Source organism: Pseudoalteromonas sp. T1lg48, assembly GCF_002964785.1.
In the GTDB taxonomy this organism is placed as follows: domain Bacteria; phylum Pseudomonadota; class Gammaproteobacteria; order Enterobacterales; family Alteromonadaceae; genus Pseudoalteromonas.
The window spans coordinates 533879-560161 of sequence record NZ_PQCC01000018.1 but is presented as its reverse complement, the minus strand read 5'-3'; the positions used below and the strand labels follow the sequence as shown (position 1 = coordinate 560161).

At 50.8% G+C, this 26283-nt stretch carries 18 protein-coding genes; 12 read left to right on the top strand and 6 right to left on the bottom strand.

Features of this window, described 5'->3' with window-relative positions; genetic code table 11:
- Positions 1 to 159 precede the first annotated feature (159 nt).
- Positions 160 to 2520, bottom strand: coding sequence for a DNA polymerase II (locus C2M29_RS11740; RefSeq protein WP_105189950.1), 2361 nt, complete (start codon positions 2518 to 2520; stop codon positions 160 to 162).
- Positions 2521 to 2871: 351 nt separating this feature from the next.
- Between C2M29_RS11740 and C2M29_RS11735 the strand changes: the two genes are divergently transcribed.
- Positions 2872 to 3321 carry a hypothetical protein gene (locus C2M29_RS11735; RefSeq protein WP_105189949.1) on the top strand — a complete coding sequence of 150 codons (450 nt, stop codon included), beginning with the start codon at positions 2872 to 2874 and terminating at the stop codon, positions 3319 to 3321.
- The gene (locus tag C2M29_RS11730; protein ID WP_158684723.1) at positions 3300 to 3791 is read left to right on the top strand and encodes a hypothetical protein; all 492 of its coding nucleotides are present in this window, start codon (positions 3300 to 3302) and stop codon (positions 3789 to 3791) included. Before C2M29_RS11735 ends, C2M29_RS11730 begins: the two co-directional genes overlap by 22 nt.
- A gap of 60 nt (positions 3792 to 3851) precedes the next feature.
- On the opposite strand, the gene C2M29_RS11725 is transcribed toward C2M29_RS11730, so the two are convergent.
- On the bottom strand, positions 3852 to 4616 hold the full coding sequence (locus tag C2M29_RS11725; RefSeq protein WP_105189947.1) for a hypothetical protein: 765 nt from the start codon (positions 4614 to 4616) through the stop codon (positions 3852 to 3854).
- Between the two features lie 336 nt (positions 4617 to 4952).
- On the opposite strand from C2M29_RS11725, the gene cysB reads away from it, so the two are divergent.
- Positions 4953 to 5930 (top strand): HTH-type transcriptional regulator CysB, encoded by a 978-nt coding sequence (gene cysB / locus C2M29_RS11720; RefSeq protein WP_105189946.1) that lies wholly within the window; start codon positions 4953 to 4955, stop codon positions 5928 to 5930.
- A gap of 70 nt (positions 5931 to 6000) precedes the next feature.
- Here cysB and C2M29_RS11715 read toward each other — a convergent pair whose 3' ends face one another.
- From C2M29_RS11715 to pabB, 3 genes are all read right to left on the bottom strand, one after another.
- Positions 6001 to 7377 carry an L-serine ammonia-lyase gene (locus C2M29_RS11715; RefSeq protein WP_105189945.1) on the bottom strand — a complete coding sequence of 459 codons (1377 nt, stop codon included), beginning with the start codon at positions 7375 to 7377 and terminating at the stop codon, positions 6001 to 6003.
- An 83-nt stretch (positions 7378 to 7460) separates the two neighbouring features.
- A complete protein-coding gene (locus C2M29_RS11710) occupies positions 7461 to 8039 on the bottom strand; it encodes an NUDIX hydrolase (RefSeq protein ID WP_105189944.1) in 579 nt (192 codons plus the stop codon).
- A gap of 10 nt (positions 8040 to 8049) precedes the next feature.
- Positions 8050 to 9402, bottom strand: a complete 1353-nt coding sequence (gene pabB, locus C2M29_RS11705) for an aminodeoxychorismate synthase component I (RefSeq protein WP_105189943.1) — start codon at positions 9400 to 9402, stop codon at positions 8050 to 8052.
- 157 nt (positions 9403 to 9559) lie between these two features.
- Between pabB and C2M29_RS11700 the strand changes: the two genes are divergently transcribed.
- The 5 genes from C2M29_RS11700 (at position 9560) to C2M29_RS11680 (ending at position 18462) form a co-directional block, all read left to right on the top strand.
- Entirely contained in the window at positions 9560 to 11086 is a 1527-nt protein-coding gene (locus tag C2M29_RS11700) for a fumarate hydratase (protein ID WP_105189942.1), read from the top strand.
- A gap of 53 nt (positions 11087 to 11139) precedes the next feature.
- The gene (locus C2M29_RS11695; protein ID WP_105189941.1) at positions 11140 to 13185 is read left to right on the top strand and encodes an alpha/beta hydrolase family protein; all 2046 of its coding nucleotides are present in this window, start codon (positions 11140 to 11142) and stop codon (positions 13183 to 13185) included.
- A gap of 363 nt (positions 13186 to 13548) precedes the next feature.
- A complete protein-coding gene (locus C2M29_RS11690; protein ID WP_105189940.1) occupies positions 13549 to 14589 on the top strand; it encodes a Leu/Phe/Val dehydrogenase in 1041 nt (346 codons plus the stop codon).
- Positions 14590 to 14676: 87 nt separating this feature from the next.
- Positions 14677 to 15360: a CatA-like O-acetyltransferase gene (locus C2M29_RS11685; protein WP_105189939.1), complete on the top strand. Its 684-nt coding sequence runs from the start codon at positions 14677 to 14679 to the stop codon at positions 15358 to 15360.
- Between the two features lie 159 nt (positions 15361 to 15519).
- Complete coding sequence (locus C2M29_RS11680; RefSeq protein ID WP_158684722.1) at positions 15520 to 18462, top strand: ligand-binding sensor domain-containing diguanylate cyclase; 2943 nt, start codon at positions 15520 to 15522, stop codon at positions 18460 to 18462.
- On the opposite strand, the gene C2M29_RS11675 is transcribed toward C2M29_RS11680, so the two are convergent.
- Positions 18459 to 20825, bottom strand: a complete 2367-nt coding sequence (locus tag C2M29_RS11675) for a DEAD/DEAH box helicase (protein WP_105189937.1) — start codon at positions 20823 to 20825, stop codon at positions 18459 to 18461. The two genes, C2M29_RS11680 and C2M29_RS11675, sit on opposite strands and share 4 nt — an antisense overlap.
- Before the next feature lie 91 nt (positions 20826 to 20916).
- Here C2M29_RS11675 and C2M29_RS11670 point away from each other — a divergent pair, with 91 nt between their 5' ends.
- The 4 genes from C2M29_RS11670 (at position 20917) to C2M29_RS11655 (ending at position 26190) form a co-directional block, all read left to right on the top strand.
- The gene (locus C2M29_RS11670) at positions 20917 to 21744 is read left to right on the top strand and encodes a M90 family metallopeptidase (protein WP_105189936.1); all 828 of its coding nucleotides are present in this window, start codon (positions 20917 to 20919) and stop codon (positions 21742 to 21744) included.
- Between the two features lie 139 nt (positions 21745 to 21883).
- A complete protein-coding gene (locus C2M29_RS11665; protein WP_105189935.1) occupies positions 21884 to 22201 on the top strand; it encodes a hypothetical protein in 318 nt (105 codons plus the stop codon).
- A gap of 53 nt (positions 22202 to 22254) precedes the next feature.
- Positions 22255 to 22758 carry an outer membrane protein gene (locus C2M29_RS11660; RefSeq protein ID WP_105189934.1) on the top strand — a complete coding sequence of 168 codons (504 nt, stop codon included), beginning with the start codon at positions 22255 to 22257 and terminating at the stop codon, positions 22756 to 22758.
- Positions 22759 to 22995: 237 nt separating this feature from the next.
- Positions 22996 to 26190 carry an amidohydrolase family protein gene (locus C2M29_RS11655; protein ID WP_105189933.1) on the top strand — a complete coding sequence of 1065 codons (3195 nt, stop codon included), beginning with the start codon at positions 22996 to 22998 and terminating at the stop codon, positions 26188 to 26190.
- The last annotated feature ends 93 nt before the right edge of the window (positions 26191 to 26283 follow it).

Here is a 26283-nt window from a genome sequence, read left to right as displayed (position 1 = left end):
GGTTAGAGAATCTTACAAAAATATATCTGCTGAGCTGGCTGAGTTACGCCACGAAAACCAGACTCCACATAATCAAGATGCTGAGCTGTGCGAAATCAACAGGCGGCTAATAAAATCAATCAACATCTAAGTGAGAAACATGGCTAAAAATCGGTTAACTTAAAACAGTCCTAATTGAGGCTCGCTAAGTTGCTTAAAGTCGTATCCCACGAAGGGTAAGATAGCTTCAGCAACTGGCTTTAGTTGCTTTTCGATGTAATGCTGGTAGTCGATCGCACTTTCCAAGTACTCTTTAGGCTCTGGGCCTTTGACCGTAATTAAATACTCGATGCGGCCACGGTTTTGGTACTGCAGCGGTCGTCCAAGGCGGGCGTTTTTCTCATCAGCTATACGCGCTGCTCGAACTTGAGGAGGAATATTTTTCTCGTATTCATGGAGTCGTCGACGTAATCGCTTTTGATAAGTCAGCATGTCATCAAACTCACCGGCTTGAGTGCGTTCAACCATATTTCTTACATACTCAGATGGGTCTTGGCCACGAAATACCATCATATAAAGTTTTTGCTGAAATTCTTGAGCGAGTGGTGTCCAGTCGGAGCGAGCACTTTCAAGACCTTTAAATACAATTTTCTCTTCGCTGTCTTTGACCACCAGGCCAGCATAGCGCTTCTTTGACCCAGTTTCTGAACCACGAATTGTTGGCATCAAAAATTTGCGGTAGTGTGTTTCGTATTCCAGCTCCAAGAAAGAGTCGATCCCGAAAGCTTGTTTTAGTTCATGTTTCCACCAAGCATTTATTTCCTTAACAAGTTTCTTGCCAATTTCATCAGCTTGTTGCTCCGAATAAGCGCTATTAAGTGAAACAAAAGTAGAGTCAGTGTCACCATAGATGACTTGGTAACCTTGCTCCTCTATCAGTTGTTTAGTGGTTTTCATGATTTTATGCCCACGCATCGTGATACTCGAAGCCAATCGGGTATCGAAGAAACGACACCCAGAGGAACCCAACACCCCATAGAAGGAGTTCATAATGATTTTTAGGGCTTGAGAAAAGGCGGGCTCATTGTTTTTCTTGGCCAGATCGCGCGCTTGCCAAATATCTTGAACCATCTTGGGTAAGAAATGTTTTTCTCGATGGAATTGCCCACCACGGAACCCCTCGATAGCACTCCCCGGTGTATTCCCCGTTGGCAATCGCAGTCCTTCTATCAGCCCCAGCGGGTCTATCAGGAATGAACGAATGATCGCCGGATAAAGGCTCTTGTAGTCAAGGACAAGGACCGAATCATAGAGTCCAGGGAGGGAGTCCATCACATAGCCTCCAGGGGAGGCTATCCAGTCTTCCGGGTGCATGTTGGGCGCGACATAACCAGCACGGTGTAACTGGGGCAGGTATAGGTTAGTGAAAGCCGCAACCGAACCACCGACGCGGTCTAGCTCAAGCCCGGTTAGGCATGAGCGTTCAATGGCAAAATCGAGTAGATGGGTTTTATCGAAGATTCGATTAACCAAAACGCAGTCTTGCAAGTTGTACTTAGCCAAAGAGGGCTTATCCGAGCGGAACATGTGATTGATTTCTTCCATTCGGTCGTGAACGTTGTGAATGATCTTACCTTCACCTAACAGCTCTTGTGAGACAGACTCAAGCGACCAAGAGCGGAATTGGTAGGTCGCTGTCTTGAGCATATCAATGCCATCAATCACGACTCGCCCTGGAATGGAAATAAAGCCTTGTTGGTTGTTGTTCGAGCGAAAGAATGCACTGCGCTTATTACGACCAATAGCGAGGGAAATGTTATTCCACTGAGCGCGCGTATCCAATAAGCGGAAATCGAAATCGATAATATTCCACCCTATGATGACATCAGGATCGAATTGTTGAAACCACTGATTGAGCGCAAGTAGAAGGGCTTTTTCATCGGCAACCCATTGAATTGGTGTTTCCGCAGGCTCAGGTTGGCCAATCATAATCACACGGCTATCTCGCTCGCAATCAAGGCCGATAGAATACAACACGCCTTTTTCCGAGCATTCAATATCGAGTGAGACTACACACAAACTTGGCTTGAATTGCCCAGGGCGACATTTAGCCGCAGACATATAGTAGTGATTACGACGCGCGACTTGATGCCCAGTAAACTCGATACTGCCTTGAATGAATCGCTCCATCAAATAGCGGTCAGCGAGGCGAATATCACTTTCGTAAGCGACAACGTTATTTTGTTCTAGTAGGCCTTCTGCCGTATTGGCATCTGCAATAGTCGCAAAGTAACAGGCTGCTATATTGTCATCTTGGAAAGTCTTAAGTGGCAGAGGCTTGAGTTCAAATTTAAGCCCTTGGCTAATGAACAAGGCCCTAGCTTTTTCGGCATTGCTGACTTCGATGAAAAAAGTTGGACGCTCACCCTCAATATCTAGCTGTACGGGCCCTTGAGGGGTTGAGACCCAAAGTTCGATAATGGTTTTGTTACCTCTGTCTCTTGCGTGTCGGGTCAAAACAAACCCTTGATTGATGTTCAATCGACTTCCTAACTTAGTGTGCTACAAACCATTACTTTAATGATGGTATCAAAAATCGTTGGACGAAATGGATATTATTTGGATGCAGGCAGGATATGTAACTCGATGTTCCAGTTGTCCTAAGGCAAATCGCGGTCAAGGTAGTCTGTCATAAGGCCATCTAGGTACGTATCAGCGCTTGGATACTCACTGTTCTGTTTATGCTCAAGTTTATCTTTCTATCCTAATAAAGAAAGCCGCTGTTAAGCGGCGTTTTTTGTAAATCAGCTACTTGCGTCGAATAACCCATTGGCTGTACCTTGCATATTATAATTCGTCCATTGATTAGCCTAAGGGAATAGCGAGTTAGTTATGAATTATCTGTTGTTGCTCTTGTTCGCGCTTGTTACGAGCTGCATTTACGCCAAGGAGGTGCCTAACGGCGATGTGGCGTCTGCAGCGCGCTTAGCGTCGTCATCGGCATCCTCTTCGGTAATACCCTCGGTATTACCCTCGGCTTCGCCCTTACAATTAAATTATGTGCCTCTGGATAAGATAAAAAATCATTCGCCCCTGATCATAGGCGAGACGCACGGCACGCAAGAGGTTTTGCTATTTCTTGCCAAGCTTATCAAAAGTGCACAAACAAAAAGTGAATCAATGGCCGTGCTGTTAGAGCTGCCGGCGGATTTAAATCCGCTGATCGACCAGTATTTAAAAGGGCAATTGGCACAACCAGCGCTGATGCGACACCCATTTGGAGTAGAAAAATTCAAGACGGACGAAGTAGCCAGGCCATTATGGATTTCCTTGGGGATGTAAGGGCTGCTCGCGAAAACGGAGTCAGTATTGAGGTCTACGCCTACGATAGAAAAAGAGATGGTTCGCAGCAAGGCGCAGAGCGTGAACTCATAATGTTTGAAAACGTTAATGCCTATCTTAGCGCTAATCAAGCCGATAGGTTCGTCATTGTGACCGGCAGAGTGCATGCACGAAAAAGCCTTGTGTTCGATGGCGGTGTTAGGAGCTTGGCGAACCAGTTAAGTGATGTGCAGCGGATTACCAGCCTGGATATGGTGGCAAAAAAAGGAAGCTACTGGGTTTGCTTTGCTCACCCGGTAAAAACCTTTGACTGCGGCGTCAAAGAAGTACAAAACAAGAAGGGGGCAGCAGCGCAATATCAGCACGGCGAAGGGGTCTACCTGTTTAGCAAAGCCAGCCCAGATTATGATGGTGAGCTTTATTTCGACAGCGTGCGATTTTCCCCGCCCGTTCAAACCTCGGCGCAATAGTGCTCGCTATGAAGGGGTAAGTGCCGGTTAAGTGGGGGGAGCTCGCCAGTGAACCAGCCATTACCATTTTTTCTTCGGTGCAAATAACACATCTAAATCGTCTTTTTCCCGCTCTTCGCGCTTTTTGAGCGCCGAGGCATTGGAAGCTTTTAGATGTGTGCTGATCTCATTGAGCAGGCGTTCAAGTTGTTGCTTCTTCGCGCTGACATACTCATCGTTATAGCTCAGGGCGCAAATGGTGGCATAGGCCTTTTCGAAATACTGACGTGCCGAGCCTACCATATTGGCGTGGCGAGCGGCGTTACCGCGTTTGATCAGGCTTTCAATATTGATCTTTAGTTGCAAGTGCTCGAACAACTTGTCTTCTTTGGTAAAGGTGGGCGTGTCTATTTTGCCTTTGCTGTGTTCGGAGCGCAAAATGCTGCGTAACTTCTTAATTCCCTGAATAAGACTGATCAGCTGTTTATCATGCTCGGGTAGGACAAAGGTGTCGCCGTTATTGACGTTGTCGTCGCTGCCATTAATCAGGCGTTGCTTGGCATCCTGAAGGCGGGTTTTTAATTCCTTGGAATGTGGCGACATTTCCACCATGGTCGCTAGGGCATTGTAGATACGGCGATACAAGATGGTTAGAAGACTGTTGGACAGGGGAATATTAACGCTGTTAACCAGGGCCTCTTCGGTGTCTTCGATGATTTTCTTTTGCTTGCTCAGCTCTTGGCGTCGCAGCGCTTCTTGTTTTTCTCTATGTTGCTGTACGGCACTGACCCACACCGCAATAACGATAAGCGCGACAATCAACATGATTATGATAGAGGCTATCATGCACAGGCTCTCTTAGTGGTTTTTATTCTTTGTTGTGGCTCCATGTTACCTAAAGAACCCGATACGCGGTAGTGATTAAGGTTAAATTCCATAATTAACCTAAAGCCTTTAAGCTTAATGGTAAGACCTCTAGGAGCTGGGGCTAAATCAACAGTACCGAGCACCGATTAAATATGCTAGCCTAACCCTCCGCAATAGTTGGCTCATTTTGGCGTTTATCGACTTGTCGTTATCGACCTGACTCGGTGCATACGTTTTGCGGCGCATATGGCGCTGCCCCTTGTGGCCGCTGCTTGGGTTTGTTTTTAAGTAAAATAATAAAAGAAAGTAAATATCATGAAATTACAGCAGCTAAAGTACATAGTTGAGGTGCTTAATCATAACCTCAATGTGTCCGCCACCGCAGAGAGTCTTTATACCTCTCAGCCGGGGATTTCTAAGCAGGTCCGCATGCTTGAAGACGAACTCGGTGTGCAAATATTTGGCCGCAGTGGTAAGCATTTGACTCATGTTACCAGCGCCGGTAACGACATCATCAACATTGCTCGAGAAATTCTTTCTAAGGTTGAAGGCATTAAAGCCGTGGCTAACGAGCACACCTTGCCGGATCAGGGCAAGCTCAACATTGCCACTACCCACACACAAGCCCGTTACGCCTTACCCGGTGTGATCCAGGGTTTCATGAGTAAGTATCCGGCGGTATCCCTGCATATGCATCAGGGCACGCCACAACAAATCTCCGATGCTGCAGCTCGCGGCGATGCCGACTTTGCCATTGCCACCGAGGCACTGCATTTATACTCGGATTTAGTGATGCTACCTTGTTATCACTGGAATCGCAGCATAGTCGTGGCCAAGGATCATCCCTTGGCGAAAAAGGCCCATAACCTTACCATCGCTGATGTTGCTCAGTACCCACTTATTACTTATGTATTTGGTTTTACTGGCCGCTCGGAGCTAGATAAGGCGTTTAACGCGCACGGCCATGAGCCGCATATCGTATTTACCGCCACCGATGCGGATGTGATTAAAACCTATGTGCGTTTAGGCTTAGGTGTCGGCGTGGTTGCGTCTATGGCCATCGACGAAGTGACCGATAAAGACCTGGTGTGTATTGATGCCAGCCATTTGTTTGAAGCCAGCACCACTAAGATTGGCTTTAGAAAGGGCACCTTCCTGCGCGGCTATATGTACGATTTTATCGAGCGTTTTGCCCCGCATCTCACCAAAGACAGGGTTGAAAAGGCCTGTTTGTTGCGCAATCAGGACGATGTGGATGCCATGTTTGCCAATATTGAGCTGCCGATACGCTAAGCGCTTGCGCTAATTTTAGCGCTATAATGAGGCATTAAAAAAGGCGACCCAGGTCGCCTTTTTTAATGTATTAACACTCGATAATATTAACCGCAAGACCGCCTCGGGCGGTTTCCTTGTATTTGGTTTTCATATCGTTGCCCGTATCCCACATGGTTTTAATCACCTTATCAAGGGAGACTTTTTGTTCGCCGCTGCCACGCATGGCCAGGCGAGAGGCGTTAATGGCTTTAACCGCGCCCATGGCGTTACGCTCGATACAAGGTACCTGTACCAGACCACCGACAGGATCGCAGGTCAGGCCGAGGTTGTGCTCCATGCCGATTTCGGCGGCATTCTCAACCTGGGTGGCATTACCGCCCATGATTTCGGTTAAAGCACCGGCAGCCATGGAGCAGGCCACGCCCACTTCACCCTGACAGCCTACCTCGGCACCGGAGATAGAAGCGTTTTTCTTATACAAGATGCCGATAGCCGCTGCGGTGAGCAGGTAACGGGTGGCGATTTCTTTATCTACTTCCTTGATAAAGGTGTGGTAGTACATCAATACCGCAGGCAAAATACCCGCCGCACCATTTGTTGGTGCCGTGACCACGCGGCCACCGGCGGCGTTTTCTTCATTGACGGCCAGGGCGAATAAATCAACCCAGTCCATGGCGCGAAGCGGATCGTTGTTGTTCTCGACATTGAGTTTTAAGTACAGGCTCGGGGCGCGACGGCGCACCTTAAGACCGCCGGGCAAAATGCCTTCCGTGCGCATGCCGCGCTCGGTGCAAGCTTTCATCACTTCCCAGATATGGAACAGCTCATCGCGAATATCGCTCTCGCTGCGTAGCGTTTTTTCGTTGGCCATCATCAGGCTGGATACGCTCAGGCCAGACTCTTTGCATAGCTCCAATAACTCCTGCGCGCTATCAAAGGGGTAAGGTGCCGGGTTCTGCTCACGAATATCCAGTGCCGCTTGTTTTTCCTTATCGAAGTCTTCGTCGCTGACGATAAAGCCGCCGCCGATGGAGTAGTAAACCTGAGAGGCAATAACTTCTTTGTCTTTAAAAGCGATCAGCTCCATGGCATTAGAATGCTTGGGCAAGGTCTTACGGCGGTGGAAGACAATCGCCCCTTGCTTGGGAAACTTAACCTGATGCTTTTTATCGAGGTGAATGATTTGCTCTTGCTCGATCTTGTCAAGAATATCCGGTACCGCATCGGCATCAACGGTTTCCGGATCGTAGCCGGCCAGGCCTAAGATCACCGCTTTACCCGAGCCGTGACCGACACCCGTTTGTCCTAAAGAGCCAAATAACTCGGCTTTGACTTCGGTAACATCCTTAAGCTTACCTTGCTGCTCAAGAGTTTGGACAAACAGTCGCGAGGCACGCATTGGGCCTACTGTGTGCGACGACGAGGGCCCAATACCAATGCTGAACATATCGAATGCACTGATCATATAACCTATTACTCACATAACCTTTGAACGGTCGGCCATGATAACGTTAAATAATTATAGATGTAATCCCAGGGGTTGGTTTTTTAGCTGATCAGACCAAGTTGTTTAATGAATTGGTTGATGATGCGCTCGGTGGCGCCCCACAACACCCCATAGGGGGTATTAAGTAGGGGGAACTCCAGAGCTTGGCCATGGCGCTCAACAACGAGTGGGTACCAATTTTGGCGTGCTGCCAGGGTGGTAAAAGGAATAAAAAATGCTGCATCCACTTCATTGCGGTCCAGTTGCCAATGGGCGCCTGGATGCAAGTAGGCCACAAAAGGGGTAATGACCATGCCGCCCAGGGTTTCTATGTCGGCGAGGTGGCCGATAATATCTACCTCGCGCGCGGCAATATTGAGCTCTTCGTGCAGCTCCCGCAGTGCGGTGTGCTTTAGGCTGGCGTCTTGGCGCTCTTGTTTACCGCCGGGAAAACACAACTGACTGGGGTGGCTGCGCAAATGATGAGGGCGTTTACACAAAAGCACCTGGGCCCCGTGCGGTGAGTCGCTAAGCAGCATGACCACGGCGCTGCGCCGTTTAGGATGGCGCTTCGGCTGCGGATCTTTAACCTGGCTGAGGTTAAAGCGGCTGATCAACTGGGCACAGGTACTGACTGGCAAAAGGCGATACTCACTCTAAGACGGGTAAGATTTTATTTACCTTATGGTAGGTTTCCTGATATTCCAAATCAACGTTTGAGTCGGCCACTATGCCGCCACCGGCCCAACAATACATCTTGTTATCGTACGCAACCAAGGTGCGAATGGTGATGCTGGTGTCCATATCGCCACAGGCACTGAGGTAGCCGATGGAACCGCAATAGGCGCTGCGTCGATGTGGTTCAAGCTCTTCGATGATCTCCATGGCGCGGATCTTTGGCGCTCCGGTGATGGAGCCACCGGGGAAGGCGGCACGGAGTTGATCGATGGCGGTTTTGCCTTCGGCCAAGTGTGAACGCACCGTACTGACCAGGTGGTGCACCGCCGGGAAGCTTTCGATGGCAAACAGCGAAGGCACGGTGACACTGCCGGGCTTGGCCACCTTACCTAAATCGTTGCGCAGCAAATCCACTATCATGACGTTTTCGGCGCGATCTTTGGGTGAGTGGGCAAGTTGCTCGGCCAATGCCTTATCTTCTTGGGCGTCTTTGCTGCGTGGCAAGGTGCCCTTAATGGGTTTGGTTTCTACTTTATTGTCTTTTACCTCAATAAAGCGCTCCGGTGAAATGGACAAGATGGCGCCTTGAGTTAAACGAATAAAGGCGGAGAAGGGGGCTCTGTTATGCTCGCGCAGGCGCCGATATGCTTGCCATTCACAGCCCTGATATTGGGCGCAGAAGCGCTGTGCCAGGTTGATTTGGTAGCAATCGCCGCTGCGCAAATAGTCCTGAATTTTGGCAAATTGCTGCGCATAAAACGCATAGCTCATATTCGATTGCCACTTTGAGCTAAGGGCAAACTCCCCCGTCTTAGCGGCCGTATTAAGCCGATCGAGGTATTTTTGTAATCCGGCTTCGGCGTCGATACTCGGTTGCGCCAGGTAATACCATTGCTTGGCATCTTTATCGAATATTAGGGCATCGAGATACAAACCGATTTGCATTTCGGGCAGGTTAATGTCTTTTTCGGCGGTTTCAGGAAGGCGTTCCAGTATGCGGCCTAGATCATAGCCAAAATAGCCGAGCCAACCGCCGTTAAAGGGCAGGCCATAGGGCGCCGGGTCATGACATAGTTCGTTGAGCTCTGCTTGCATTTGCACAAAGACGTCTTGTTCCAGGGGCTGGTCGTCCAATAATGCCTGACCATCTTCGACGCTGAGCCATTTATTCGGGGCAAAAGCAATGATGTCATAGCGACTATTAACATGGTGAACGCTTGCCGAGTCGAGGAAAATTGCCCCCGGCAAATGGTGAAAATGAGTGAAAACATCACAGGGTTGTGCCTGTATTGGCGCCTTGATGCAGTGCAATTGCGATTTTGTCATTATCTTCAACTCGAAGAACTAGCCCGAAACGGGCTGGGAGGGTATCATAAGTTACACTTTTTCAGAAGTCGCGGTCTCTCACCGTGCGCACGTCACCGAGTTGTCGTGCTTGCCATCACTTTATTTTGGCACCACGACCCAGTATGAAGGAAGAATTATGAGCACTATTCGTCAGCAAGACTTCATCGACAGCATTGCCGATGCGTTGCAGTACATTTCGTTTTATCACCCATTGGATTTTGTTCAGGCGCTTGAAAAGGCATATAACAAAGAGCAAAACAAAGCGGCAAAAGATGCCATTGCACAAATCCTAATTAACTCTCGTATGTCTGCTGAAGGTAAACGCCCACTGTGTCAGGACACGGGTATCGTAACCTGTTTCGTTAAAGTCGGTATGGACGTGAAGTGGGATAAAACGGACATGACGGTGCAGCAAATGGTTGACGAAGGTACCCGTCGTGCCTACCTAAACCCGGATAATCCACTGCGTGCCTCTATCGTTGCCGATCCGGCCGGTTCACGTAAGAACACCAAGGACAATACACCTTCAGTCGTTCACATCGACCTGGTACCAGGCGCGGAAGTGGAAGTGATGATCGCGGCCAAGGGCGGCGGCTCTGAAAACAAAACCAAGATGGTGATGTTGAACCCGTCGGATGATGTCGCCGAGTGGGTTGAAAAAACCTTGCCAACCATGGGCGCTGGCTGGTGTCCGCCGGGCATGCTGGGTATAGGTATCGGCGGTACCGCTGAAAAAGCCGCGGTACTGGCAAAAGAATCCCTGATGGACCCGGTTGATATTCACGAGTTAATGGAGCGTGGCGCCGAGACTACAGAAGAAAAACTGCGTCTGGAAATCTTCGAGCGTGCCAACAAAACAGGTATTGGCGCACAAGGTCTGGGTGGTTTAACTACGGTTGTTGATATCAAGGTTAAAACAGCGCCAACGCACGCGGCCTCTAAGCCAGTGGTGATGATCCCTAACTGTGCCGCGACCCGTCACGTGCACTTTACCCTAGATGGCAGCGGCCCGGCCGACCTTAAAGCGCCTAAGTTGGAAGACTGGCCAGAAGTGACCTGGGAAGTAGGTGCAGACACCCGTCGCGTAAACCTTGATACCCTGACCAAAGAAGATATCAAAGAGTGGAAGATGGGTGAAACCGTGCTACTAAGCGGTAAAATCCTCACCGGCCGTGATGCTGCGCACAAACGCCTGCAAGGCATGATCGAAAGCGGTGAAGGCATGCCTGAGGGTGTGGATTTCACTAACAAATTTATCTACTACGTAGGCCCGGTTGATGCGGTTGGCGACGAAGTGGTAGGCCCGGCCGGCCCAACGACGTCAACGCGTATGGATAAGTTCACCGACATGATGCTGGAAAAAACCGGCCTAATCGGCATGATAGGTAAAGCTGAGCGTGGCCCGGCAACCGTTGAGTCAATCAAAGAAAATAAAGCGGTTTACCTGATGGCTGTAGGTGGCGCTGCTTACTTAGTTGCTAAAGCAATCAAGAAAGCCCGTGTAGTGGCATTCGAAGACCTGGGTATGGAAGCCATCTACGAATTTGAAGTAGAAGACATGCCAGTAACCGTAGCAGTAGACAGCGAAGGTGCTAATGCGCACACCCAGGGTCCTGCTATTTGGAAAGCTAAAATCGAAGAATTAGACGGCGCTTTAAAGTAATGTCTAAACCTTAGAAAAAGAGCGCTTTTGCGCTCTTTTTTATGGAGTGAAAAATGATAACAACAACTCGCATAGCCGCCGCATTGGCGCTAAGCAGCCTAAGCCTGGGTGCTCAGGCCGATGTACTGACGGTAGATAAGCTCAATAGCTTAAACAAAATTCATAGCGTGGCACTGTCACCGGATGGCAACACCCTGGTCTATGCCATTAAAACGCCTGAAGGCAGCGAACTCTATGCGCAGGCGCTAAACGCCGGTGGTACAGCAGGGCAGGCGCAGCCAATCACACAATTAACCTACAGCGCCGGAACCGAGTCGGATGTCAGTTTTAGTGCCGATGGCAAGGGTATCTATTTCCTATCGCCGCGCTCGGGTTCACAGCAGCTGTGGTATTTGCCATTGGCCGGCGGTGAAGCCAAGCCAATCACTGCATTCCCGCTGGATATTGAAGGCTACCGTCTGAGTCCGGATAACCGCTCCTTGGTGGTCACATTTGACGTGTATCCCGAATGCGACTCGCTCGCCTGTACCGTGGAAAAAGAAAAGCAGCAGCAAGGCGTCGCTTACAACGCTCAGGTTTACGATGACTTGATGGTACGTCATTGGGATCACTGGAATGACGACAAGGTCAGGCATTTGTTTGTTGCCGGTATGGGTAAGGACCTTATTAAAGACGCCAAGGATCTGACTCCACAATGGCAAACCGATGTCCCGGCAAAACCTTTTTCCGGCATGGAAGAGGTGGCCATCAGCCCGGACGGGCAAAAAGTGGTCTTTAGCGCTAAGGTGAAGGCCAAGGATAATGCCTGGAGCACCAACTTCGACCTGTTTGAAGTAGCCATTGAGGGCGGTGAAGTCCGTAACCTCACCGAGGATAATAAGGCCTGGGACTCAAGCCCACAATTTTCCAGCGATGGTCGCTATCTCGCCTATAAGGCCATGAGCAAGCCGGGCTTTGAGTCGGATAAGTTTACCCTGCAATTGATTGACCTGCGCAGCGGTGAGCGCCAGGCCTTGGCATCGCAGTGGGACAGAAGCGTTGGCAGCTTTAGCTTTGGTGCCAATGGCCGTGCCATCTATGCCACCGCTAAAGATCTAGGGCAAACCAGCTTATTTGAAGTCAGCACCGCCTTTGGCGATGTGCGCAGCCTGTTCTCCGATGGTTATGTCGGCGATGTGCAGGTGCAGGGCCAGCAGATCATTTTCTCCCGTCACGCCCTTAACTCTCCGAAAGAGTTGTACCGAATTAACCGCGATGGTGCCGGGTTGAGCCAGCTTACCGAGGTGAACAAGTCTAATCTTGAAACCCTGCAATTGGGTGAGGTGGAGCAGTTTACCTTTACCGGTGCCAATGATGAATCCGTGTATGGCTACCTGGTTAAACCGGCCTTGTTTGATCCGCAGCAGCGTTATCCATTGGCGTTTTTAGTGCATGGTGGCCCACAGGGGTCATTCGGTAATATGTTCCATAGCCGTTGGAATGCGCAGCTTTGGGCGGCACAAGGCTATGGTGTGGTGATGATAGATTTCCATGGCTCGGTTGGTTATGGTCAGGAATTCACTGACTCTATCTCTCGAGATTGGGGTGGTAAGCCACTGGAAGACCTGCAAAAAGGCCTGGCCTATGTAAAGAGCAGCTATAAATGGCTCGATACCGACAACGGTTGTGCGCTGGGGGCTTCTTACGGCGGTTATATGATGAACTGGATCGCCGGCCACTGGCCAACGGGCTTTAACTGCCTGGTGAACCACGCCGGTTTGTTCGATATGCCAAGTTTCCACCAAAGCACCGAAGAGCTGTGGTTTGCCGAGCATGAAATGGGCGGGCCATTTTGGGCTAAAGACGCGGATTATAGCCGTTACAACCCGTCGAACTTTGTTGAAAACTGGCAAACGCCCATGCTGGTAACCCAGGGCCTCAAGGACTACCGTGTTCCTTATGCACAAAGCCTAGGCGCCTTTACTACCTTGCAGCGCAAGGGCATAGATTCGCGCCTGGTAGTGTACCCGGATGAAAACCATTGGATCCGCAATCCTGACAACCTGAAACACTGGTACGAGCAAGTATTTGCCTGGATGGCTAAGTATACCCAAGAATAAATCCTCATCCGACCAGCAACCCAAGGCTGGCGCTTTTTCGGCGCCAGCTCCCGGCATCTCAGGATTCGACATTTTCCCCGCGCGTATTAAAATATTTACATAATTATTGCCGTTGACGTAAACGTCATCAGGCGAAGGTTAGATGTTAATATTTAGCAGGCATGATGTGGTTCCAGAATCTGGTTTAAGAGACTTTGATGGATATATTTTCCCGCCTTTCGTTTTTATCGGGATATTATATTCGCATTGTTAAGCAGCTGCGACTTTATCATCTCATTCAGTGGCAAGGGGCGCGACTTAGTGATAGAGTCTGCGGCAATTTCAGCGCACCCGTATCTCGGGTATAAAGTTCGGAGAATAATAGTGGCTGTTTTTAATCAAGTTGACTTCGATAACCACGAGCAAGTGGTATTTTGCAGTGATAAAGAATCAGGCCTTAAGGCAATTATCGCAGTTCACAGCACCAAACTAGGTCCAGCGGTAGGTGGTTGTCGCCTTTGGAACTACGCCAGTGATGAAGACGCAGTAACAGACGTTTTGCGCCTGTCTAAGGGCATGACTTACAAGAACGCGGTAGCGCGTTTACCGTTCGGCGGTGGTAAGTCTGTGATCATCGGTGATGCGAAAGCGATTAAGTCAGAAGCATTGTTCCGTGCTTTTGGTAAACAACTAGAGCGTTTAGGCGGTAGCTACTACTCTGCCGAAGACGTAAACATCACCACGGGTGACGTGATGATGATGCACAAAGAGACCAATTATGTAATGGGTCTTGAAGGCAAAAGCGGTAACCCTTCGCCATTCACCGCTCTAGGTACTTTCCTAGGCATTAAAGCGGCGTTCCAGCATAAGCATGGTCACCAAAACCTTGAGGGCGTTAAGGTTGCGGTTCAGGGTTTAGGCGCGGTTGCTTATGATCTGTGTAAACACCTGCACAATGCCGGTGCTGAGCTGTTCGTTACAGACATCAACGAAGAGTCGGTTACTCGCGTTGTTAACGATTTCAATGCCACAGCGGTAGGCATCGATGAAATCTATGACCTGGACGTAGACGTATACGCACCATGTGCCCTGGGCGCAACGGTAAACGACAACACCATCCCACGTCTTAAGGCAAGCATCATTGCCGGTTGTGCGAACAACCAGCTAGCCGAGCCTCGTCATGGTGAAATTCTGCGTGAGAAGGGCGTACTGTACGCACCGGATTACGTGATTAACGCCGGTGGTATCATCAACGTATACTACGAGACCAAGCCGGAAGGTTACAGCGCCGAGGCGGCCACCAAGCACGTGGAAGGCATTTACGATACGCTTATCGAAATCTTCCAGCGTTCTGATGAAGAGCAGGTGTCTACGCACGTTGTTGCCGACGAACTGGCAGAAGAAATTATTGCCAAAGGGCTGTAATATCTTCTAACTTGCGCGTAATTGATTGCGTCGCAATAATGAATAAGGCATGCTCCAGAGCGTGCCTTTTTTATAAGCAGTCACCTTATGTCAACACCCTACACCACAGTCGATCTAGATAATTGGGAAAGGCAGCAACATTTCGCCTTTTTTAAAGACTTTCAGCAGCCTTACTTTAATGTATGCGTCAGCCTCAGGGCTGAGCCCCTGTATGATTATTGTCGTGCCCATAAAAAATCATTTTTCTTGGCTTATCTCTATCTGGCGCACATCAGTGCCGCCCAATATTGGCCCATGGGCCTACGTATCGTCGATGGCCATCCGGTCCACTGTGCGGACCCCTGTATCAGTGTGGTGCAACTAGCGGACGATAATACCTTTCGCTTTAGTTATTTACCTTCGGCGCTCAGCTTTAGTGACTATTGTGAGCAACATAGCCGAGCCAAGACCCGCGCCTTGCAACAACCCTTATTTAGCGAAGGCTTTGCCGAAAGTGAAGGGCGTTGCGACTTAATTCATGTGTCTGTGCTGCCCTGGCTGAATTTCTCCGCCTTTTCTCATGCCACCCATGAAGGTAACGCCAACGGTGTGCCAAAACTGGTTTTTGGCCAGTACGATAAGGGCTCAGGCAGCATGACACTGTCCCTCGATGTTCATCACGCGCTGATGGATGGCTTACACAGCGGCCAGTTTATCGCGCAGCTGCAACAGAAATTTCGTGATCCTCAGCGCTACCTTAGCGGCCAGCTGACCGACTCGCTAGCCGAATAGGTGGCTGCTACGCCAGTAAAAATGCGGTGGGCGGCGCTAAATAACAAGGTAATCCTTTGTAATTGAGCCGCAAGCGTGTAAAGTTATATGTTCATACTGTGTTAAGAATAACTATAACTAAGAGTTCAGATGGGCAAGGTGCGGTTTTTAAAGATTCCCATGACGCTGATGGTCAGCATAGTTTGCTATGTATTATTGATGACCATCACGCCAAGCAGGGCCGATGAACCAGCCCCTTACCCCTCGCCACCATCCGCGATTGCATCTCAACCCGAAAATGTTCCCCTAAGTCATTACTTTGCCGAAACCTGGGACACCCGAGATGGCCTCCCTCATAACAGCATTAATGCCCTGGCCCAGACCACCGACGGCTATATTTGGGCCGGTACTTGGGAAGGGGTGGCGCGCTTTAATGGCCGCAAATTCACCCTGTTTACCCGAGGCGAAGAAACCGGTTTGCCCGACTCAGGGATACGTAGCCTTAGCCTGGATAGTCAAACGAACGAGTTGTATGTCGCCGGCTCCCGTGGCGGCGTCAGCATAGTTAAGGGCAGTTCCTGGCAGGCGTTACCCGCCGCCGCCTACATGATCAACTTTGCTCAGCGTGTCAGCGATGGCGCTTTATGGCTGGCGCTTGAGGACGGGGGAGTCGTTCGTCGCCATCAGGGACAAGAGCAGCTTTTTCTCAGCGGCACCAGCACCTATCATGTTCTCGAGCAAGGCGATAAGGTGTGGGTGGCCAGCAGTGATGGCCTTTATGTTTACCAGGACGGGCAAATGCAACGCCCAGAGGCGGCTAACAGCGCCTTAAAGGGGATGACCTTTAAGCTTGCGCTTGATCACCAGCAGCGTCTTCTGGTGGGCGCTGAGCAGGGTATTTGGCGTGATGATAATGGACGCTTTCATCTTTTGGATGAAGCCCTGGCATATGAATCGGTGTCGGCTGTGATGGTCGACTACCGTGGTGATGTGTGGTTTGGCACCATTAATCACGGTCTGTTTCGCTACAGCGAGTTTGGTCTGGAAAAGCTCGATGCCAATGTGGGTTTGCCCAGTAACCGTATTCTTTCCTTATTGGAAGACCAGGAGCGGAGCATTTGGATTGGCACCAATGCCGGGTTGTTCCGACTGCGTCAGGCTCCTTTTACCACCCTAAGCCAATCACGCGGACTGTCGGGTGATTATGTGCGCACCCTGTTAAGCCACAGCGATGGCGCCTTGTATTTGGGTACCAGTAACGGCCTTAATCGCTATCGGAATGGTCATGCAATGCCTCTGGCAGAGCGCTCCGGAGCACCTATTTCGGTGCTCAGTTTAACCTCGGCGAGTGACGGCGGTATTTTCGTTGGCACTTATACCGACGGCCTCATGTATTTCGATGGCTTTAAATTAAAGCGCTTTTTAAACCGCGAAACGGGCTTGCCAAGCAATGAAGTGCGCGCCGTGTTAGAGCAGGAAGATGGCGGTGTCTGGGTGGGTACCGCAGCCGGTTTGGTACATCGTGAAAAGCGCGGACAGTTGCAGTTTTTCACCGATGAAGACGGCTTGCCCGGCAACTTTATTATGGCTCTGAGTGAAGATGATCGGGATCGTATCTGGGTTGGCACTGGGGTGGGTGTGGGTTACTTCGAGCAAGGCCAGTTTTATCAGGTTCCGCTGACCGAGCAATTCGATGCCGAGTATGCCTTCGGTTTTTTAATGGAGCCAGGGGTGGTTTGGATGGCCACCGATCGAGGGTTGGTACGCTATAACAGTGAGACCGAACAGTTGCATAAGATTGGCAAAGAACAGGGCTTACCCGTAGATAAATTATTTGCCGTGGTGGTGGATGAATTTGATCACTTCTGGCTCAGCAGTAACCGTGGGGTCATTCGTGTCAGCCGCGAAAGTGTCCTCGCCAGTATGAAGCAACCGGCGCGGCAATTGGAATACACCCTGTTTGATCAGGGTGATGGTATGCTTAGCTCACAAGCGAATGGCGGCTCGCAATACCCGGCTATTTTTCATAACGACCAGAATGTCTGGGTGGCCACTGCTCGCGGCGCGGTGATGGTTGACCCCAATAAACTTACCCGTATGGCTAATGTGGCATTGCCGGTGAGCATAGAGGCGGTGCAGTTTGATAATCACCCGCAACAGGCCTATCAAAACACAGTGGTCAATGTGCCCCCGAAGCACAATCGTATTTCTTTTACCTACGCCGGTTTAGGCTATGTGATGACCGAGCGTATCGAATATCAGACTCGCTTATTAGGCTATGAAAAACATTGGGTCGATCGCGGCAACCTGCATATCACCGAGTACACCAACCTGCCACCGGGCAATTATCGCTTCGAGGTCCGTGCTCGATACCCTTATGGAAGCTGGCAACCCAGTGGCGCCGCCGTTGACATCAAAGTGGCGCCGAAGGCATGGCAGACCTTGAGCTTTAAAATTGCCGTGGTGGTGATGTTGCTCTTGCTGCTTTTACTTGTCTACCGTCTGCGTTTTTATCACCTTAAACGCTCCGAAGCCCAGCTGAAACAACGGGTGAAAGAACAAACTCAGGTATTGGCGAAGCAGGCTCAGGCATTCGAGCATCAGGCTACCCACGACCAACTGACGGGCATAGCCAACCGTCGTGCCTTCGACCAATGGTTGGTGGCGCACTTTGCCGAGGCTCAACGTGAAGAACAGCCGCTTAGTCTGTTGTTAATCGACATCGACCATTTTAAACATATAAATGATCATTACTCTCACTTGGTTGGCGATCAGGTGATTGCCACCGTGGTGCAGGTGGTTGCCCGCTGTTTACCACCCGAGGCGCTGTTTGCCCGCTGGGGGGGAGAAGAGTTCACCATCCTATTCCCCGGTCTTGATGAAGAAGGTGCGCTGCGATGGGCACAGCGCATTCGTCACCAAGTAGCCAGTTACGATTACTCGGTATTGGCCAATGGCCTGCACGTGAGTGTCAGTATTGGCGCCGCCGATATCGACTGCGCGGTTAACGCCGATAGGCTATTGTCGCACGCCGATAAAGCCCTGTATCTGGCCAAAGAGCAGGGCCGTAACCGCAGCCTGGGACACCGCAGGGATTATCTCTTGTGTGAAGAGCTGTCTTAGCGAATATCCACCACCTTACTGGCTTTTTTGTAGCGAATTTTTAGGCCACTCCAACTGGGTAGCTCCCAGCGTTTTGGTGGGTCCTTACGTTCGCCGCTGTGATAATGGGCTATGACTCGCTTGGCCTTAAATAAATACTCGATGGCGAGGGTCATGCCCGGCAACGTTACTCGCAGTGGAAAGCGCTCTATAAACTCCTTGGTCTGCCAGGGTTCAAGCCCCTGGTAATGTAAATCTGCTTGCTCAATAAGCGTCAAGTCTTCCTGGTTTTGCACGCCAAGCTCAACCAGTCGGGTGTGTAAATGCTCGGCGGCGCTTGGGACGCTTTGCTCCTGCTGGTGATACAGCAGATAAAGCTCATGGTAGGCAAGGGCATCGTTGAGCTGTTGTGCCAGCCCAGGAAATAGCGCCCCATTGAGGATGAGCTCGGTGACCGCTGGCAGTAAAAGTTCATTGGGTACCCGGGTCTCGATGCTGGCCAGGGTGACCTGGGCATAGCTGTAGGTCAGCTTGGCTCGGACTTCGCCATCTAGCACCTCGGGGTCCGCTGCCTCCTTGGGCTGCCAATAACACTCGCCTATCTCCTGCGTTGTCGGGGCACAGTTCAACACCTGTTTTAAGGTTAAAGGTGCGCACAGGGTTGCCAGGGTATCAGCGTGCTTTTTTCCTTTACCCGCCAGTGAAAATGTGGCCAAGACCAGGGCTGCATCCTGATGCTCGCCGAGCAAGGAGTTTTTGGCGGGACGAATTTCTTGTTCGCCATTACCAAAACCGCCACGGCGGTTGCTGCGTTTTACAAAAATGCAATCCGGGCGAGCCGTGGCAATGGCCTGTATCAGCGCGTCGTAGTCGAAACGGGCGCTGCGTGATAGTTCCGGGAGCTGATAGGCCTGGCGCAAATAATTGCTGTAGGTTTGCGCTTCCGTTAGGGCGAGGTTATCGATTTGCAGATAGTCGCCACATTGACCGCGCAGTGCGGCTATATTCATGGCTACATCACTGTGTTCAAGGTGCTCGCCCAATGCCTTGGCCAATTCGGTGAGAGCGTCCGGGCTTGGCATGGCATAAAGCTGTGCCGGCGTAACGATAACACTGGCCAGATCTATCATGGCCTGACGCAGTGTGGAGCTGGGCATTTTTTCTATCAGGTAGCCGAGCTCTGCATCCACGGGCAGGGGATAAATGCGCCGCCCAAGTTCGGTGGCCACGCCCTGTTCATCAATAGCGCCTAAGCTGGTTAGAGCCTGCTTGGCTCGGGCTAGGCTTGACGGCGCAGGCGGGGTTAATAATTCAAGCTTATCTATAGCGATATTGGCACAGGCGCTGGCCAATACCAGCTCATCGAGGGCTTCACGCTCTATTTCTACCGGTGTCTGTGCCAACAAGGGGGCATGCTCTCCAAAGAGCGCAATATACAGCCCCGGTGCGGTGCGTCCGCAGCGCCCCTGGCGCTGTTTTTGCGAGTCTCTGGCGATGGCGTCAAGGCCGAGCACGGTTTTGCCTTTACGCAGATGGGTGCGCCTTTCCAGGCCGGAATCTATCACACACTCGATACCCGGTACCGTCAGCGAGGTTTCGGCGACGTTAGTGGCGAAAATAATACGCCGCTGCTTGCCTTCTTGCATGGCGCGGCGTTGTTCGGCAACCGGACTGGCACCATGTAAGGCAACGCCCTCGGCGGGTAAATCACGACAGGCACTGAGGCAACTGGCTATCTCGGCGCGCCCGGGTAAAAACACCAGGATATCTTTATTGCTATGCTCTAGCGCATAGACACAGGCCTCGCGCACTCGCGGTGCTAAGTCCAGGCGAGAGGGCATGCTCTGGCGTTCGTCGGCCAGATATTCGCTGCTGATGGGGAAGAGTCGGCCTTTGCTGTACAGGGTTTTGGCGCCTAGATAGCTGACCATTAGCTCGTCATTGAGGGTGGCCGAGGTGACAATAAGGCGATGGCTGTTGTGGTGCCTGAGCAGCCCTAACAGCAGATCGGTATCCCAGCGACGCTCATGAAATTCATCAAGCATCACCACATCATAATCGCTTAGCTTAGTTTCGAAAAACCACCGCAAAGCAACGCCTGGGGTTGCGAAAACCACCTGGGTTTGCTCATTTAGCTGAGCCTCGAAACGAATGGCGAAGCCGATATCTTCTCCAGGTTGTTGTTGCCTTTGCGTTGCCAGATACTCTGCCAAGGAGGTCGCGGCAATGCGCCTTGGCTGGATCACCAGCACGCGGCCTGCAGTAGCTGCCCAAAGGGGTAAGCAGGTCGACTTACCACTGCCGGTGGGGGCATGAACAATGACATGGTGTTGCTTAAGCGCAGCTAAAAAGTCCTGCTCTAAAGCCTGAATGGGAAGCGTCATGATGCGTTTTTATTCGTAAATATGTGTCGTTGAGATTGAATTAGCGCGCTAAGGGTCATATTTACAAGTAACTATGTCAAGGAATTAACAGATGATAAATGTCGCATTGATAGGCCTGTTGGTGGCTTTTGTACTTGTGTATTGGCAGCAGGATACGTTGCGTCTGCGTTATTGGCGGCGTAAATACCATAACGCCTCACTAAACGAGGCGCAAAAGCAAATCTTGCTCAGGGCCATGCCCATATACCGCGCCATGACGGATGCAGACAGGGCCAAGCTTGAGCGCCATATCTGTTGGTTTTTAGGGGAAAAACGTTTTTTAGGTCGCGATGGCCTTAGGGTTAATGAGGCCATGAAGCTGGTGGTGGCGGCCAATGCCAGCCTACTGATGCTCAATAAACCCTGGCCCCTGTATCCCAATGTCAAAGAGATCTTGCTGTACCCCAGTGCCTATTATGCCGATGTGACCGAGCGGGATATGGCGGGCCTGGTGAGTTATCACCAGGTGGTGCGCGAGGGCGAATCCTGGCCCGGCGGCACCTTAGTATTAAGCTGGCATGACGTGCTTGAGGGTAACCGCTTGCCTGGCGATGGCCATAACCTGGTGTTTCATGAATTTGCCCATCAACTCGATCAGGTGACCGGGCAAACCAATGGCACCCCCTTATTGGCAGACCAACAAAGCTATCGACGTTGGGGTGAGGTGTGTTCGCGTGCTTACAACAAGCTTAAAAGCCATATCGCCTACAATATGCCGCACGTGATGCACGGTTATGGTGCCACCAATGAGGCTGAGTTTTTTGCCGTGGCCACCGAAACCTTTATCGAGAAGCCCGCCGCCATGCGCCAATTTGATGCCGAGCTTTTTAATGTCCTCAAAGACTATTATCAGTTTGACCCCAGCGATTGGCAGCACTAGCGTCGATATTGGCTAGTCAAGTTTACATTTCCCCGGGTATAGGGGTGAGTGTTAATTAATGTGATTGTTGTAATTTAATTGTTATTAACATACCGTATCTTACCTCGCCATAACGAGTAATAAACCAAGGAGGGGCGCGATGATAATAAGGATTGTGGCATTAATTACGGTATTTTTGCTGAGCGGTTGTGACATGGCCGCCACCTTTGCCGATATGAACAATAAAACCGAGGCCGTACAGGCCAGTTTGCGCTCCGAGCTAGGAATTGATGCTCAGTTAAGCTGGAATATCCATAATGGGGTGCTGACACAAGTCTCGGTGCACATTGCCGCCGATACTGCTCCCGATGTCCAAGTACAGCAGCTCCAACAACAAATCTATCCCATAGTGCTTAGGCACTTCGACGAAAACCCCCAGGTATTTCAAATTGTATTGCAGTACGAGGAGATGCAGTAGCACTCGACTCGCACATTAAACCCAAGTGAAACAAAACATAAAAGGAAATAATAATGCTTAAAAAGACCTTACTAGCCCTTGCATTAGCGGGCACATCTTTCGCGTCACAAGCTAACTGGCAAGCGGGCGCTGGCTATATGAATCTATCGGACGATGACGCGGGCATCGATATCAGCTTAGATGGTATCTATGGTTCTATCGGTTACAAGTTTGACTCGGGTAACGACTTTTACTTTATGCCTGAGCTGCGTATCGGTACGGGTATTGGCGATGACACGGTTAGCAATGTTAAAATTGAAATGGACAGCTTTGTAGCCCTGTCGGTACGTGGTCAATATGACTTTAATAACGGCTTCTATTTATATGCCGCGCCTTCTTATGCCAACCTAGAAGTAACTATTTCTGCCGACGGCTTCTCTGAGTCTGGTGATGATTGGGAATTCGGCTTCGGTGGTGGTGCGGGCTATCAGTTTAGCAAAACCATGGCCGCTGAGCTGTCATATGAGCAGTTTGATGGTACGGATGCAGTGAGCGTGGCTCTTAAATTTGATTTTTAAGGCCTCTTAAGCATCCCTACGTTTGGTTGCGCTCAACGGCAGCCAAACGTAAAGCGGGCGCAAACGCGACCCGCACTATACCGGCCACTCACTCATCAGCTTATTTCCTATCACTAGCCTTTGGCTCCGCAATTTTCATCCATCCCTCATTTTTGCCCATTAACCCCAACTGACTTTCCCTTTGTCGCACATTTTGCTTTAGTAGGGGTGATAATAACTAAATCCGATGAGAACTCTATGAAGACTCCATTATACAGTGCGCTCGCACTGGCTATTTCTCTGGCGCTGCCCTTGGCGCAGCCTAGTGCGTTTGCCGAGGAAGCCGCAAAAGAAGAACAAAAATGGCAAGTAGATAGTCCGCAAGGCGAATTCCTGGATGCCAAGATCAGTGTTAACCAGGGCACCTGGATGAACGTGGATATCAGCCCCGACGGCAAAACCCTGGTATTTGACCTGCTAGGTGATATTTACACCATGCCGATTAGTGGCGGCAAGGCCACTCAGTTAACGTCGGATATCGGCTGGCAAATGCAGCCGCGCTTTAGCCCGGATGGCCAACATATTGCCTTTACCTCAGATCAAGGCGGTGGCGACAATATTTGGGTGATGAAGGTCGACGGCTCAGAGCAAACTCAAGTGACCAAAGAATCTTTCCGCCTGTTGAACAGTCCGGCCTGGAGCCCGGACGGTGACTTTATCGTTGCCCGTAAACACTTTACCGCCAGTCGCTCACTGGGTGCCGGCGAGGTGTGGATGTACCATAAGGCCGGTGGCTCGGGTGTGCAACTGACCGAGCGTCCAAACGACCAAAAAGATCTAGGTGAGCCGGCGTTTTCACCGGATGGCCGTTATGTGTATTTTTCTCAGGATGACACCCCCGGAAAAACTTTCCACTATTCCAAAGACTCGGTGCAGGGCATCTACAAAATTAAGCGCTATGACCGCGAAACCGGTGAAATCGACACCATCCTAAGCGGCACCGGTGGCGCCATTCGCCCAACGCCGTCGCCCGATGGTAAGACCCTGGCTTATATCAAGCGTGACGACTTCCAAAGCACGTTGTATCTGTATGATTTAGAGTCTGGTAAAGAAACCAAGCTGTACGATAAGCTTGAGCGTGATATGCAGGAAACCTGGGCCATTCACGGCGTCTATCCGACCATGGCTTGGACCCCGGATAACGAGTCCTTGGTGTTTTGGGCCGGCGGTAAAATCCATAAGCTGGACGTAGACAATGGCGAGAGCGAAGAAATCGCTTTTGAGGTTGAAACCACCAAGTCGATTCAAAAGGCGCTGCGCTTTGAGCAAAACCTGGATACCGATGAATTTGACGTAAAAATGCTGCGCAACGTACAGGTATCGCCAGACGGTGAAACCGCGATTTTCGAGGCCATGGGCCATATCTACAAGCGCGACCTTGAGTCGGGCAAGATCAAACGCCTGACCAAGCAAGACGATCATTTTGAATTTTTCCCAACTTTCTCGCGTGATGGCAAGCAAATCGCCTATGTCACCTGGGACGACGAGAAGCAGGGCAGTGTGCGTGTTGTTTCTGCACGCTCGGACCGCGGTGATACCTTAACCACAGAGCCGGGCAAATACGTTGAGCCGGCCTTTAGCCCAGATGGTGAAACCCTGGTCTTTAGAAAATCATCCGGCAGCAGCCTGTTGGCGCCGGAGTGGTCGTTAAAACCGGGTATCTACGCGGTGAACATAGACGATCCCGAAAAGCCTGAGCTTGTCACCGAGCACGGTTATCAGCCGCAGTTTGGCAAAGACAACGACCGCGTCTATATCATGAGCCCCTGGCCTAAGCCAACCTTCAGCGTGGTTGAACTTGAGAGTAAAAAAGTACGCAAGTTGTACGAGTCCAAGCATGCCACCGAATTCCGCATCTCGCCCGATGGCCAGTACCTGGCATTTGCCGAGCGCTTTAAGGTGTTTGTGACGCCTTTCGTTGAGCGTGGCAAAATCATCAGCATAGGCCCGAAAGACAGTCAGTTCCCGGTTGAACAGCTTTCTGTACGCGCCGGCGAGAACATCAGTTGGAGCGGTGCCAGCGATCGCCTGTATTGGAGCCTTGGCCCTGAGCTGTACCATGCCTCTCTCGATGGCATGTTCAATATCAAGCGTGATGCCGATGCCGACTTTAAGGTGAAAAGCGGCGAAAACATTGGTTTCAAAAAAGCCATGGCCGAGCCTAAGGGTATGATTGCCCTGGTTGGCGCTAAGGTGATCACCATGAAGGGTGAGCAGGTTATCGACAATGGGGTCGTGCTAACCGATGGCAAGCATATTAAAGCCGTGGGTGCGCAGGCCGATGTGCAGATCCCTGAAGACGCCGAAGTGATTGATGTCAGTGGCAAAACCATTATGCCAGGGATCATCGATGCCCATGCCCACGGTGGTCAGGGGAGCGATGAAATTATTCCCGAACAGAACTGGAAAAACCTGGCCGGTTTATCTTTAGGTGTCACTACGATTCACGACCCAAGTAACGACACCACGGAAATCTTCGCCGCCAGCGAAATGCAAAAAGCGGGCGAGATCGTCGGTCCGCGTATCTTCTCCACCGGGACTATCCTTTATGGTGCCAATATGCCGGGCTACACCTCGCACGTTGACTCCCTGGATGATGCTAAATTCCACCTTGAACGCCTGCAAAAGGTGGGTGCCTTTAGTGTTAAGTCTTACAACCAGCCGCGCCGCGATCAGCGTCAGCAGGTGGTGGAAGCCGGCCGTGAACTCGGCATGATGGTAGTGCCAGAAGGGGGCTCTTTATTGCAGCATAACCTCACCATGGTTGTTGATGGCCACACCACCATAGAGCACTCGATTCCGGTGGCCAATATCTATGATGATATTCGCCAGCTGTGGTCGCAAAGCGATGTGGCCTATACGCCGACGCTTGGCGTGGCCTACGGTGGTATCTGGGGTGAGAACTACTGGTACGATAAAACCGAGGTGTGGAACCACCCGCGTCTGAGTAAATTTGTCCCTAAAAACCAGTTGTTGCCGCGCTCTATGCGTCGCACCAAGGCGCCTGAACATCACTACAACCACTTCAACAACGCCCGTGTTGCCGGCGAGTTGCAAGATCAGGGTGTGTTAGTGAATGTCGGTGCCCACGGTCAACGTGAAGGTCTGGCTGCGCATTGGGAAATGTGGATGTTTGCTCAAGGCGGCATGACGCCCCTTGAGGTGATCCGCACCGCCACCCTAGATCCGGCTAAGACCCTAGGCTTGGATAAAAATCTGGGCTCTTTGGAAGAGGGCAAGCTGGCGGACTTAATTGTGATTGACGGCGATATCCTCAGCGACATTCGTCAGTCCGATAAGGTGCAATACACCATGATAAACGGTCGTTTATTTGATGCCGAAACCATGACGGAAGTGGGTAAAAAAGCACGCACACCGCTGTTTTTTGAGTAACTCCTTCTAGGTTTAACATTCAACTTAGGCCCGTATTTTACGGGCCTTTTTTATGCCTAAAAACTGGGCAGTTAGGGCGCGCAATATCCCGAA